10 protein-coding genes are annotated in these 12,919 nt (G+C 64.4%); 8 read left to right on the top strand and 2 right to left on the bottom strand.

All coding sequences use genetic code 11. From position 1 onward, the window contains the following. Positions 1-396 precede the first annotated feature (396 nt). The 5 genes from QW863_RS00690 to QW863_RS00670 all read left to right on the top strand — a co-directional run bounded on the left by QW863_RS00690 (position 397) and on the right by QW863_RS00670 (position 8,286). Positions 397-2,181: an amidohydrolase gene (locus QW863_RS00690; RefSeq protein WP_315712446.1), complete on the top strand. Its 1,785-nt coding sequence runs from the start codon at positions 397-399 to the stop codon at positions 2,179-2,181. Between the two features lie 79 nt (positions 2,182-2,260). After that, entirely contained in the window at positions 2,261-3,757 is a 1,497-nt protein-coding gene (locus tag QW863_RS00685; RefSeq protein ID WP_315712447.1) for an amidase, read from the top strand. Between the two features lie 92 nt (positions 3,758-3,849). Then, positions 3,850-4,650 (top strand): hypothetical protein, encoded by an 801-nt coding sequence (locus QW863_RS00680; RefSeq protein ID WP_315712449.1) that lies wholly within the window; start codon positions 3,850-3,852, stop codon positions 4,648-4,650. Positions 4,651-4,896: 246 nt separating this feature from the next. Next, the gene (locus QW863_RS00675; RefSeq protein ID WP_315712451.1) at positions 4,897-6,708 is read left to right on the top strand and encodes an amidohydrolase; all 1,812 of its coding nucleotides are present in this window, start codon (positions 4,897-4,899) and stop codon (positions 6,706-6,708) included. A 72-nt stretch (positions 6,709-6,780) separates the two neighbouring features. Then, positions 6,781-8,286 (top strand): MFS transporter, encoded by a 1,506-nt coding sequence (locus tag QW863_RS00670; RefSeq protein ID WP_315712453.1) that lies wholly within the window; start codon positions 6,781-6,783, stop codon positions 8,284-8,286. Positions 8,287-8,300: 14 nt separating this feature from the next. On the opposite strand, the gene QW863_RS00665 is transcribed toward QW863_RS00670, so the two are convergent. Next, positions 8,301-9,119: an LssY C-terminal domain-containing protein gene (locus tag QW863_RS00665; protein WP_315712454.1), complete on the bottom strand. Its 819-nt coding sequence runs from the start codon at positions 9,117-9,119 to the stop codon at positions 8,301-8,303. Positions 9,120-9,323: 204 nt separating this feature from the next. Continuing rightward, positions 9,324-9,611, bottom strand: coding sequence for a hypothetical protein (locus QW863_RS00660; protein WP_409977883.1), 288 nt, complete (start codon positions 9,609-9,611; stop codon positions 9,324-9,326). Positions 9,612-9,881: 270 nt separating this feature from the next. On the opposite strand from QW863_RS00660, the gene QW863_RS00655 reads away from it, so the two are divergent. The 3 genes from QW863_RS00655 to QW863_RS00645 all read left to right on the top strand — a co-directional run bounded on the left by QW863_RS00655 (position 9,882) and on the right by QW863_RS00645 (position 12,918). After that, complete coding sequence (locus QW863_RS00655) at positions 9,882-10,607, top strand: sulfite exporter TauE/SafE family protein (RefSeq protein WP_315712457.1); 726 nt, start codon at positions 9,882-9,884, stop codon at positions 10,605-10,607. 19 nt (positions 10,608-10,626) lie between these two features. Continuing rightward, positions 10,627-12,117, top strand: coding sequence for a DNA repair protein RadA (radA, locus tag QW863_RS00650; protein ID WP_315712459.1), 1,491 nt, complete (start codon positions 10,627-10,629; stop codon positions 12,115-12,117). Between the two features lie 174 nt (positions 12,118-12,291). Then, on the top strand, positions 12,292-12,918 hold the full coding sequence (locus QW863_RS00645; protein WP_315712460.1) for a CvpA family protein: 627 nt from the start codon (positions 12,292-12,294) through the stop codon (positions 12,916-12,918). Position 12,919 lies beyond the last annotated feature (1 nt).

Genomic DNA, 12,919 nt, shown 5'->3' with positions numbered 1-12,919 from the left:
GCAGCCAGATCAGGGGTCTTGCTCGCAGAGCCACACGAATCGCACGCTTGCAGGTTACATCGATTTCGTTGCCATGAGCTGAACTCTGCACATCGGATGAGTTCGCAACCCACTCGCAAACTGGCGCAGGCCGGCGTCCATGACAAGGTGATGCGGCCCCTGCTTGCTTTGAATTGGCCATTCCGCTTCGGACGTCGCGTACTTCCTCCCGAAATGACAGTCATTCGAATCTAATCGTCTCGAACACGCACGGCTCATGCGAACGCTTCGCACGCGAAGGGCTACGTAGTTCCCCCGAGTTCATATGATCCGCGGAATCAAGAAGAATGCGTTTCCCGCAGAGCGTGTAAGGATGAATGCATGTGCATCGCATGCAACTGGGCAAGATTCCGTGGTTTGCTCCAGCTTGATTTTGGCTCCGTCAACGAGGCCGAGCCGTCACGACGCAGGCTCCTGCAGGCAGGCGCGGCGTTCGCCGCAGCCGGCGTTGCCTCGGTGTCCGCTCCGACGAACGCCGAGGCGCGAACCGGCGGCGGCAAGGCCGACATCGTGTTTCGCAACGGCCCGGTCTACACCGTGAACGGCGGCCGGGAATGGGCCCGCGCGGTCGCCGTCAAGCAAAAGCACATCGTCTATGTCGGCGATGACGCGGGCGTCCGGTCCTTCATCGGCCCGAAGACCCGCGTCGTCGATCTCGCCGGCAGGATGCTGCTGCCCGGCTTCGTGGAAGGACACATCCATCCGATAGCGGGCGCTGTCGTGACTCGGGGCGTCGATCTTCAATACGACACAAGGGAGGAGATGCTCGACGCCCTGAAGGCCTATCGCGCCAAGCTGGGCCAGGCCGCCATCGTCCGCGGCTTCGGCTGGCGCTATAACGCCTTTCCGCCGACCGGCCCGCGCAAGGAGGATCTCGATCAGATCTGGCCGGACACGCCCGTCTTTCTCGTCGGGATCGATGGCCATTCCGCCTGGGTCAATTCCAAGACGCTGGCGATTGCCAAGGTGACCAAGGCGACCAAGGATCCGTTGCCCAGCTACAGCTACTTCGAGCGGGACCCGGCCTCGGGAGAGCCGACCGGCTATCTGGTCGAGCCACCGGCGATGTTTCCGGTCCTTAACGCGGTCTCGCCGTTCACGACCGGCTATATTGCGGACTCGCTCGCACAGTGGCTACCGAAGGCGTCGGCGGCCGGCATCACCAGCGTGTTCGATGCCGGACTGCTCGTTCTGCCCGAGGAGACAGGCTACGAACTCTATCAGGACATGGAGCGCAAAGGAAAACTGCCGTTCCGTGTGGTCGGATCGACCTACCACAACAATTCGGCGATCGACCCCGTGCCGATCGCGAAGGCCCTGCGTCGACGCTTCAATTCCGAACTGGTGCAGGCGCCCGTTCTCAAGCTCAACATCGACGGCGGCGAAGCCCAACGGACCGCCGCATTGCTGGCCCCCTATAGCGACGATCCGAGCACGAGCGGCGAGACGCTGGTCCCGCCGGAGCAGTTCAAGGACATCATCCGACGCGCCGACAGGGCGGGCCTCAATATTCACATCCATTCCTACGGTGATCGCGCCAACCGCCTGTCGCTGGACGCGTTCGAAGCCGCGATCAAGGTCAATCCGCCGCGCGATCGCCGGCACACGCTGGCGCATCTCGTATTTGTTTCACCTGACGATCTGCCGCGCTTCGCCAAGCTCGGCGTCACCGCGCAGTTCTCCGCCCAATGGTCGGTGGCGGATGCCTCTTGGCAGGGCGTGATGCGGCCGCGCGTCGGCGCGCGCGCCGAGCAGGCGTTTCGCACCGGCTCGATCCTGCGTCACGGCGCCAACATCTCGCTCGGCACCGATTGGCCGGCCGCCGGCTATTACAGCACCTACAAGCCGCTGGATGCGATCGAGATCGCGACCACGCGGCGGGAGTTGAACAAGCCGGATCAGCCGGCTTTGGTGCCGCTCGACGAGCGGATCAGCCTCGAAGAGGCGATCCGCGCCGCCACCATGGGCTCGGCCTATCAGCTCGGGCTCGACCAGAAGGTCGGTTCGATCGAGGCCGGCAAGCTCGCCGATCTGATCGTGCTTGAAAGAAACCTGTTCGAAGTCGCCCCGCACGACATCCACAACACAAAGGTGCTGATGACCGTCATGAACGGTCAGGTCAGGCACGAACAGCGAAGCTGAATCCAGCGACGTCTCGGACCGTCACCTTCAGGGCCACATCGACATACTCAGACCGATTCCCGGACATACGGAGGCGTATATGATCGACAGAAGAATGCTCATCAAAGGCGCGGGAGCGGCGTTGGTCGCGTCCGAACTCGGTTTGCCGGCCGCGCGGGCCGAGTCTGCCGATCCGCTCTGCTACGCGTCGGTCGCCGATCTCACCGCCATGTTCCGGGCCCGCAAGGCGTCGCCTGTCGATCTCTTGAAGGCGCAGATCAAGCGGATCGAAGCCTACAACCCGAAGGTCAATTGCATCACCTACGAGCACTTCGACCAGGCGATGAAGGAGGCCAAGCAGTCCGAAGACCGGTATCGGCGCGGCAACCCGAGGCCGCTCGAAGGGATCACGGTGGCCATCAAGGACGAATTCTCCAGACCGGGCTGGCGGATCACACAGGGCTCGCTCCTCTACAAGGACTCGCCGCCGGCAACGGAAAACTCGGCCATCACCGACTTGCTCGAGGCGGCCGGCGCCGTCATGCCGTTCCAGACGACCGTACCGGAATTCTACCTCTTCCTCGGCGCATCCACCCGCGCCTGGGGCACGACACGCAATCCATGGAATCTGGAATACTCTCCGGGCGGGTCGTCGGCGGGATCGGGCGCGGCGTTGGCCGCAGGCTTCACGACGCTCGCCATGGGCTCGGACATGGGCGGCTCGATCCGAATTCCCGCCTCGCAATGTGGCCTCTACGGCTTCAGGCCGCCGTTCGGACGCGTGGCCGGTGGGGAAATCCCGTTCGCGACCTCGGGCCCGATGGCGCGGCGCTTCGACGACCTCGTCAGCCTCCAGAACGCGATCGTCGGTCCGTCCGAGCGGATGATGGCCGCGATGCGCCCTCGCCTCGACTATCCCACCCGTTATCCGCGCCTTTCCGGGTGGCGCATCGCCGTGGATTGGGGCGCCGGCATTGCGGACGTCATACCGTCCGTGAAGGCTGCGATGCTGAGAGGCATCGAGGCGCTGCGCGCCGCGGGTTGCACGGTGGACGAAGTCGATTGCGGCTTCACGAAGGCCCACAAGATGGTCTTCATCCGTGGGCTGATGTCGACGTCCATCGGCACTGCGATCGAGATCTCGAATGCGCATCGCGATCAGCTCTCGCCCTACATGACCGAAATGCTCGACCAGGTCGGCCCGGTCGGACCGCGCCAGGCCGAAGAAGCCGAAGAGCTGCTGCAGCGGCTGCACCGCCAGGTCCAGCAGCGCGTGTTCGGCAAGGGGTACCGCATCCTGCTCATGCCGACCATGGCAACGCCTCTTGTCGGGGCCGACATGTTCAAGAGCAAGGAGAACAAGGTGGACCCGTGGGTGGGCACCGGTCTGGGCTTGGCGCTGACGTGGCACTGGAATCTGCTCAACCGCTATCCGGTCGTCGATGTCCCGCTCGGCTTGGTCGAGGAACGCATGCCCTCGGGCATGCAGGTGATCGGCCAGACCTACACCGATCTCGACACGTTCCAGTTCGCGTCCAACTGGTCCCGTCTCCGGCGGTCCCTGTTCGCGGACGAGCGTTTTCCGACCTTCACGTGATGCAGCGGGGCCACGCGGTGTGGACGCGAGACAGTGGCTGCAAGAGCAGCGCTTCGACAGCGAGGTCGACGACGCCGAGAGCCTTCCGACAGGTGGTTCTGTTGCTCCTGATTTCGGCACTCTGCCATGACTCCGGCGCCCTGGCACAGCAGGCCAAGACGCCGTCGCTCGAAGATCTGGCCAAGACGGCGCAGAACCCGATCGCGGACACGATCAGCGTCGGCCTTGAGAATATCGCCATGCCGAATACGGGCCCGTACCGGCAGACGGCCGACGTCTTCAAGATCGAGCCGGTCATCCCGTTCCAGCTCAATGCCGACTGGAATCTGGTGACGCGCACGACCATTCCCGGCATCGCCCAGGTCCGCTTTTCCCCCGAGCAAGGCCGGATCGGCGGGGTCGGCGACATCAACCAGATCTTCGCGCTCACCCCGTCCCATTCGGGCGCCCTCATCTGGGGTGTCGGCCCGACCTTTTCCTATCCGTCGGCGACCGATCCCGCCCTCGGTTCGGGAAAATGGAGCGCAGGTCCGACCATTGTCGCGCTGACCATGCCGGGTCCATGGGTGCTGGGGGTGCTCGCCAACAACATCTGGTCGTTTGCAGGTCCGAGCGACCGCGCGCCGGTGAACCAGATGATGCTGCAGTACTTCGTGACCTACAACTTCTCCGACGGGTCCTACATCAGCTCGAGTCCCATCATTACGGCGAACTGGCTCGCGAAGGGGAATGATCGCTGGGTCGTCCCGATCGGCGTCGGCGTGGGCAAGCTCTTCATGGTCGATAAGCAGCCGATCAATGCCGAGGTGGGCGCGTACTACAATCTGCTGAAGCCGGACCAGGCATCGCATTGGCAGTTTCGCGCCAGCCTGGCTTTCCTGTTTCCAAAATGACGCTGCTTGGAACGAGCGGCCTCTGTGGCCGTGAGCAGCAATCCGGTCTGCAATCCTGTTGAAGGCATTCGATTTGAATTTTCACCATCAGCAAGCATCCAGAGCGTCAGTTTGCGTGCGCACGCTCGACGCCTTTGAGGCCGAGTTGATCGCGGTCAATCCTGGCGGCCGCGGAGGAACGTAGTTTAGCGTTCGATCAGGGAAGGATGCGGCTCACGCGGAACGTGGGCTTTTCGGAGCAGGACAATGTGCATCGCATGCGGCTCAGCCATCGGTTCGCTGTTCGCGGCGTCGAAGCCGGAGGGCGGCGGACTGACCCGTCGCCAGATGGTTGCAACCACGGCTGCCGCCGCAGCATTCGCGGCCGCTGGCTCGGCTCCGGCTTTTGCCGCCCCCAATCGCACGACCGTGTTTCGCGGCGGGCGCGTCTACACGGTGGAAGGCTCGCAGCCCTGGGCGGCGGCCGTCGTCGTCAAGGGCAACAAGATCATCTATGTCGGCGACGATGCCGGAGCGATGAAGTTTGCCAGACGGGGGGCTGAGGTCATCGACCTCAAGGGCCGCATGCTGATGCCGGGCTTCGTCGAGGCGCATTGGCATCTTTGCACTCTGGCATTTGCCCGCGGCGCCTGGGTCAACGAGGAAGATCCTGAGCGCATCTCCGAGATCCTGCGCGATTACGCCAAGACGCATTCCGACGAGAAGTTCATTCTCGGCTTCGGATGGATCGCGGGCGCGTTTCCCGCCTCGGGTCCCCGCAAGGAACCGCTGGACGCGATCTTCCCTGACCGGCCGGTCCTGCTCGTCAGTTGCGATCTGCACAGCTACTGGGTCAATTCCAAGCTGCTGGAGATGGCCGGCATCACGAAGGACACCCCACGCGACGTCGTGCCCGGCTCCTCCTGGTACGAAAAGGATCCCAATGGCGAGCCGACTGGCTTCATTTCGGAAGTACCCGCGCTGTTCGCGGTACTGAAGACGCTCGAAAAACACGGCATCGAACCGTTCGGCCTCAAGTCAGCCGCCGCCGCCATCGAGGAATGGCAGCCCAAGCTCGCAGCCGCTGGCATCACCACCCTCTTCGATGCCGGCTTCAGCGCCTGGCCGACCGAGCAGCATCACGGTTTCGACATGCTGGTCGACCTCGAGAGCCGCGGCAAGCTGCTGCAACGCGTGATCGGCAGCCTCTATCACAACGACCCCAACGTCGATCCGCTGCCGATCATTCGGGCCTATCGGAAGCGCTATCGCACTCCGCTGGTCAAGGCCGAGGTGCTCAAGCTGATCGTCGATGGCACCGAGCTGAGCCGCACCGCCTATCTGCTGGATCCCTATGCCGGAGGGCAGGATTGGCGCGGCGAACCATTGTTGCCCTCGCCCGTGTTGAATCGAATCCTGCGCGAAGCCCATGCGGAGGGAATCGATACGCACCTTCACGCCGTCGGCGACGCCGCAGTTCGTATGAGCCTGGATGGATACGAAGCCGCGTTCGGCAGGCAGGGCCCCGGCAACCGTCGCCATACCATCTGCCACGCGTTCCTCACCGCGCCCTCGGACATTGCGCGCTTCAGAAAGCTCGGCCTGATTGCGAACACCCAGATCCAGTGGGGCGTGCCGGATACGAGCCAGCGTCGCATCCGCGAGATCTACGGCGAAGAGCGCTGGAGCCGCATGTACAGCTTCAAGACGTTCATCGACCAAGGCGTCACAGTGTCGTTCGGAATGGATGCCCTGGCGACCGGCTCCAAGGTCGTGGTCAAGCCGCTCGAGGCGGTGCAGGCCGGCCATACGCGCCAGGAACCCGGCAAGCCCGACGGCCTGGTCCATCCGCCCGCCGCCGAACGCCTGAGCCTGCCGCAGCTCATTCGAGGCTACACAATCAATGGAGCTTACCAGATGCGCATGGAGGATAAGATCGGCTCCATCAAGGTCGGGAAGCTGGCCGATCTGATCGTGCTGGAGAAGAACCTGTTCGATGTCGGGCCGCACGAGATCGGCAAGGTGAACGTTCAGCTGACGATGATGAACGGCCGGATCACGCATCGCGACAGACTCTGAATGGGAATGAGGACGGTGCACGAGATGGCGAATGCACGGACTGAACAGAATCTTGCGCCGGCGGATTCGCCGATGTCGAAACGTAATCGCTGGCTGATCCTCCTGACCGTCTCCAGCGCGCTGGCGCTCGTCGTCATCGACATGACGGTGCTCTATACCGCGCTGCCCAGCCTGACCCATGAGCTCGGAGCAACCGCCTCGGAGAAATTGTGGATCGTCATGGCCTACGGGCTCGTCGTCGCCGGCCTGCTTCCGGGCTTCGGCTCGCTCGGCGATCGCGTCGGGCACAAGAGGACATTCGTCGCCGGCCTCATCGTCTTCGGACTGGCCTCGGTCGTCGCCGCCTATTCGCCGACCGCCACCATCCTGGTTGGCGGACGCGTCCTGCTCGCGATCGGCGCCGCGCTGATGATGCCGGCGACGCTGTCGATTATTCGCATCACCTTCTCCGATGACCACGAACGGGCGCTCGCCATCGCGATCTGGGGAGCCGTTGCGTCCAGCGGGGCGGCAGTCGGCCCGTTGGTCGGCGGTGTCCTGCTGGAATATTTCTGGTGGGGCTCGGTCTTTCTGATCAACGTGCCGCTCGTCGTCCTGGCGCTGGTCGCCGGCCTGCTGCTGATTCCTGCACCGGCCGATCGTGCTGAGCGCGACTGGGACCTCCTCGGTTCAGTGCAGGTGATGGCCGGGCTGATCGGCTTCGCCTACGTCGTCGAGGAGCTCGGCAGTCGCCAGTCTTCCTATGTCGTCCTTGCCGGCACGGCTGTCGCGACGGTCATCATGTTGACGGTGTTCGTACGCCGTCAATTGCGTCTCGAGGATCCTTTGCTCGACTTCACCCTGTTCCGAAACGTCGAGTTCACGCTCAGCGTGATCACCGCGATCGTGGCTTCACTTGCCATTGCGGGGACGGAGCTCGCGATCAGCCAGCGCCTGCAACTCGTCCTCGGCTACTCGCCGCTGCAGGCGGCATTGTACATCCTGCCGGCCCCGCTCGGTGCATTCATCGGCGGGCCGCTCGCGAGCCTCATGCTCCGTCGCGTGGGCGCCGCCACCACGATGTCCGGCGCGCTGTTGATCGCCGGCATCGGCGCGGCCGGCTACCTGCTCTGCTACAACGCCAATCTGGCCCTGCAATTGGTCTGCATCGCGATCAACGGGCTCGGGCTCGGAGCATCCATTGCCGCCGCCTCCAACTCCGTGATGAATCACGCGCCTGAAGGCCGCGAAGGCATGGCCGCGTCGATCGAGGAGGTGTCGTTCGAGCTCGGCGGCACGATCGGCATCAGCATTTTCGGGAGCATCCTGTCCGGAGTCTATACGGCGTTCATGGTTCTGCCCGACGGCCTCGGCATTCCCGCCGTTGCGCGCGACAGCATCGACGAGGCGCTGATCGCTGCCGAGCGGCTGCCAACCGAAGTCGCTGCCATCGTCACCTCGCACGCTCACCGCGCCTTCGATCAGGCGTTCCTGACGGTCGTCTGCGTGGCGATGGTCGTCCTGCTCGGCACCGCCTTCCTGGTCCGGCCCCGAGCAGAGCGAACGACATCGAAAGAGGCTCGTCAGCATGTCCATTAGACAGACGACGGCAATCATGTGCCGTCGTCCGTGGTGGAGACCAACATGCTCGCCAACGCAATGTCACCGTCCGTCACGTAGTGATTGACCCGCTCAGGGAGGCTCTGACCGGCTTTGTACAGCTCCACGGTCTCGATCGATCGTGTCCTGATCAGTTCGGCCATGATGTAGTCCCGCTCGGCGTTGACATCCGGATCGGTGGCGTGCGTGACCTGAAACGTCAATCGAGTGAACGATAGGCCGGTGTCCTTCGTGCCGGCTCCGACCCACAGAGCGGATTCATCGACCGCCGGCCGATCGGCGTTGGACCAGAAATCGCCTGCATTCCAGGTTTGCTCTGCGTGTGCCAGACCAACAGCCCAGAACCTGACGTGATGGCGCTGTCGCGGGCTGTTGCCGATGGCTTTCTGAAAGCCGATATCCTGGCCGCGTCCGAACAGATAGAGCGTGCTGAACGGAGCGGTGGGGTAAGGCGTATCGAGGACGAAGGCGCGGATCATGGCCCAAGAGCTCGTCAGGCCCAATCGGTCCGCTTCAGACCAACCCACCGCAGCAAAGCTTGCGCGAAGCTGTTGGAGCGTCCCGACCAGGGCGAGATTGACGGGGTCGCCGGGCAATCCATCACCCGTGATCGTGTAGCTGGGCACTCGCCGCTTCTGAAGAATCCTGAGACTCAACCGGATCACGCGGGGCAGAACGACATAGGCCGCGAACGCGTAGCTGACGCCGACTGCGACAATCCAGGGCAGCCTGCGGTTCGCGGTCTCGAACACCACGAAGACGATCAGCCAGACCGTGAAGATCCCCAGCCCGGCGACCAGCACGCGTTGCATGAGGCGTATGAGCAGTCGCACTGGATCGGTCCGGCGAAAGGAAGTGAACAGCGGTCGGTGTTTTCGGGAAGGTGTCCGATCTTCATCGCGATGGCAACACCGCACCTGGACGCATGAAACCGCCCGGTCGGCGGCGTTTCGACCAGCTCGTCCGCGCCCGGTTGCTCGACATCCGCAGTCCAACGCAATCGGACTGCGCGGGGCTTACGCCGACAGCCGCTCGGCGTTCGCCGCGACATAATCCCGATAGAGATCGACGACCGCCGCCGGGCTGGCGCCGGCCATCAGCTTCGCCGTCGCCTCCAGGGCTGCGGCGAGCTTTTCGCTGACCATCAACTCCGCCTCCTCGCCCGCATCGGCTTCGCCGCGCGCGAATTTTTCCAGCCGGAGTCGGATGACCTCGCCGGCTTCCATGGCCAGCATCGCGGCCGTGAACCAGGGGAACTCCGCCCCGGCGGTTGCCGTCATGGACGGCCGCATCTGCAAGGACATTGGCGTTTTGCTCATCGTCATCGTCCGAGAACATCGGCGGACGTGCGAGGAATACGCTTCAACTTTTAATGATGCGGACGCACAATCATCGCCGATTTCGAGTCGGCTCGAACCACCCGTTAACCACCTGGGCCCTGTTTCTCTCATCCATCATTGCGAGGAGCGAAGCGACGAAGCAATCCAGAGTCATGCGCGCGACTCTGGATTGCTTCGCTCCGCTCGCAATGACGGGAGAGAGATCTTGCCCGCCATCACGAAGGCGCGAAAATCTTGGGCTTCCTCTTCGTTCTCGCGGTCGGCCTCGTGGCCGGCACCTTGTCCGGCATCGTCGGCACCGGCTCGTCGATCATGCTGATGCCGGTGCTGGCCTACGAGTACGGCCCGAAGGAGGCCGTGCCGATCATGGCGGTCGCTGCGGTCATGGCGAACCTGTCGCGCATCCTGGCGTGGTGGCGCGAGGTCGACTGGCGCGCCTGCGCGGCCTATTCGGTCACCGGCATTCCGGCCGCCGCACTCGGCGCGCGCACCTTGCTGATCCTGCCGTCGCAGGCGGTCGATATCACGATCGGGCTGTTCCTGATGGCGATGGTACCGGTACGGCATTGGCTGACGCGGCACGACCTCAAGGCCAACCTCTGGCATCTCGCGCTCGGCGGCGCGATCATCGGTTTCCTCACCGGCATCGTGGTCTCGACCGGACCGCTGAGCGTGCCGCTGTTCCTGTTCTATGGCCTGTCGAAAGGCGCCTTCCTCGCCACCGAGGCCGCGAGCTCGCTCGGGCTCTATGTCTCGAAATCCATCACCTTCCAGCGCTTCGGCGCGCTGACGCCTGACATTCTGCTCAAGGGTCTGATCGCCGGCGGCTCGCTGATGGCTGGCGCCTTCGTCGCCAAGCGCTTCGTGCTGCACATGAAGCCCGATGTGTTCCGCGTGGTGATGGATGGCATCATGCTGGCCGCGGGCCTAAGTATGTTATGGAACGCCACCCACTCCTGACCGCACCGATTCTCACCTCATGGCCAAGACCACGCTCTCCTTCGTCTGCCAGAACTGCGGCGCGGCCTATTCGCGCTGGCAGGGCAAGTGCGAGGCCTGCGGCGAGTGGAACACCTTGGCCGAGGAAGACACGACGGGCGCGACCTCCGCGCCGGTCTCGCTGCGCTCCAAGCGCAAGGGCCGCACGTTCCAGTTGGAATCGCTGACCGGCAAGACCATCGACGCGCCGCGGCTGTCGTCGGGCATGACCGAGCTCGACCGCGTCACCGGCGGCGGCTTCGTCCGCGGCTCGGTGCTCTTGGTCGGCGGCGATCCCGGCATCGGCAAATCGACGTTGCTGACCCAGGCGACCTCGATGCTGGCGCGCGCCGGCCATCGCGCGGTCTACATTTCCGGCGAGGAAGCTGTCGCCCAGGTGCGGCTGCGCGCCGAGCGCCTCGGGCTTGCGGATGCGCCGGTACAACTGGCGGCTGAGACGTCGGTCGAGGACATCATCGCGACCCTGTCCGAAGGCGGCGTGCCGCGACTGATCGTGATCGATTCGATCCAGACGATGTGGACCGACACCGTCGAATCGGCACCGGGCACGGTGACGCAAGTGCGTGCCTCGGCGCAGAAGCTGATCAGGTTCGCCAAGAAATCCGGCGCCGCGATCATCCTGGTCGGCCACGTCACCAAGGACGGCCAGATCGCCGGGCCCCGCGTCGTCGAGCACATGGTCGACGCGGTGCTGTCGTTCGAGGGCGAGGGCTCGCAGCAGTTCCGCATCCTGCGCGCGGTCAAGAACCGGTTCGGCCCGACCGACGAGATCGGCGTGTTCGAAATGACCGGATTGGGTCTGCGCGAGGTCACCAACCCCTCCGAGCTGTTCCTGTCCGAGCGCGATCTCGGCAGCCCCGGCACGGCGGTCTTTGCCGGGATCGAGGGCACGCGCCCCGTGCTGGTCGAAATCCAGGCCCTGGTGGCGCCGACCTCGCTCGGCACGCCGCGCCGCGCCGTGGTCGGCTGGGATCCGAGCCGGCTGTCGATGGTGCTGGCCGTGCTGGAGGCGCATTGCGGCGTCAAGCTGTCGGGCCACGACGTCTATCTCAACGTCGCCGGCGGCCTGCGCATCAACGAGCCTGCGGCGGATCTCGCCGCGGCCGCGGCTCTGGTCTCCTCGCTGGTCAACGCTCCGCTGCCGCCCGATGCGGTCTATTTCGGCGAAATCTCGCTGTCGGGCGCGGTCCGACCGGTGGCACAGACCTCGGCTCGGCTGAAGGAGGCTGCCAAGCTCGGCTTCGGCCGCGTGGTACTGCCGGAGCGCGCCCGCGGCGAGGCCGGCGGCGACGCCGGGCTCAGCCTCAATACCGTCGGCGGATTGACCAGCCTGGTGGCCGACATCGCCGCGCGCGGCACGCCTCGTGCCCGACACGACAGCAGCCGCGAAGACGGCGACCAGGGCCGCCGCGGCCCCAGCCATGCCGAAAAAAATGCCACACCGGCGAGATTCCGCCGCCAGGACGGCTAGCCGGACCGTGACGTTCGCGTGACTCGCCGCTATACAACGCCGCAACCGGTCGCCCACACGGGATCGTGCAGCCGTCCGGACTTGCCGGGGAACCTCGCTGTCCTCCTCCCGGAGGGGCGGTCCTCCGTCGACTCGAAGCGAACCTTGGACCTGTGAAGCGGACCTGAGCAGCCGATGCCGATAACGATCCTCGATCTCATCCTGCTCGGCGTGATGCTGGTGTCGGGGCTGCTCGCGATGGTCCGGGGCTTCATGCGCGAGGTGCTGTCGATCGCAGCCTGGGGCGCGGCCGCCCTGGTCACGCTTTATTCATTCTCCAAGCTGCTGCCGACCGCCAAGACCTATTTCAACAACGATACCGTCGCGAGCGTGGTCGTCGTCGCCGGTACTTTCGTGGGCACCCTGCTGATCGTCTCGGTGATCACGGTCAAAATCTCCGACATGATTCTCGATTCGCGCATCGGCGCGCTCGACCGCACCCTCGGATTCCTGTTCGGACTGGGCCGCGGCCTGCTGATCGTGGTCGTCGCCTTCCTGTTCTTCAGCTGGCTGGTGCCGGACAAGCAGCGCCCGGACTGGGTCACCGGTGCCAAATCCCGCGTGGTCCTGCAGGGAACCGGGGATTGGCTGATGTCGCTCTTGCCTGATGATCCCGAGAACACCATTTTAAAGAAATTCAAGAAGAACAAGCCGGACGACGACCAGACTGACACCGAGTCGCCCGGAGCGGGCGGCGATGGGTATAGCAAGCCTGCCCGCGACAGCTTGAAGAAGCTGATCGAGAAACCCGCGGCCAAGTGAG

Origin of the sequence: Bradyrhizobium sp. SZCCHNR1017 (genome assembly GCF_032381375.1) — a bacterium.
In the GTDB taxonomy this organism is placed as follows: Bacteria; Pseudomonadota; Alphaproteobacteria; order Rhizobiales; family Xanthobacteraceae; genus Bradyrhizobium.
This window is presented reverse-complemented; position numbering and strand designations above follow the sequence as displayed.